This is a genomic window from Vibrio sp. 1401, from assembly GCF_033340295.1.
The window spans coordinates 1-652 of sequence record NZ_JAWOWF010000442.1 but is presented as its reverse complement, the minus strand read 5'-3'; the positions used below and the strand labels follow the sequence as shown (position 1 = coordinate 652).

Below are 652 nucleotides of genomic sequence, written 5' to 3'. Positions count from 1 at the left end.
ACTGATCCGGCTTTTTCTAAGATTTGAATTACAGCGAAGCAATTTCTTTCTCAAGTTGATATTTGCTGTCGGTGACGATTCTCTCAAGCACTTCAACGCGTCGTTTTAACTCGCCAATTTGCTTTTTGAGGCTTTCTTGCTCTTCTTGGCTCATCGTATTTCGCTCAGAAATCTCTAACGCTCGAACTTCTTTACGATGATTTAAGATCAACTTGACGATCCCGCCTCCAAAAATGGCACCAAACACAATGGCGACAACCAATACATCAGCAATAGATTCCATTCTTTATATTCCTCTAGATAATGCTCAAATATAAGTTACGCATTTGTTACATGAATATCAAATAACACCTTGATTAAATGTAATGTTTCATTGAAATTTGCATGTTCTGTATCAAAATCACAGGACGACGTTACTTAACGCCCACCCAAACCGAGACTGAACCACCATTGACAGGAAATTCTGCCCAGCCATTGGCATCGGTCCAAACTTCTTCAGTTCGGATACCCAGCTTGTCGACATAGCGCGTGCTTGGCTTACCGGTATACATCCATTTTGTGCCGCCCGGTCCATCACTCATGATCACCGCCATTGAGTTTGGATGTTCAGCATCGCCCTCTCGGGTCCAGCCAATCACATCCCAATGGTCGA

General features: G+C 43.1%; 2 protein-coding genes. Both read right to left on the bottom strand.

What is annotated here, in order from left to right; all coding sequences use genetic code 11:
* Nucleotides 1-28: 28 nt before the first annotated feature.
* The gene (locus R7Z77_RS26130; RefSeq protein WP_005460888.1) at nucleotides 29-283 is read right to left on the bottom strand and encodes a hypothetical protein; all 255 of its coding nucleotides are present in this window, start codon (nucleotides 281-283) and stop codon (nucleotides 29-31) included.
* Between the two features lie 130 nt (nucleotides 284-413).
* The coding region (locus tag R7Z77_RS26125) for an alpha-amylase domain-containing protein (protein WP_318137148.1) at nucleotides 414-652 on the bottom strand (239 nt) is incomplete at its 5' end.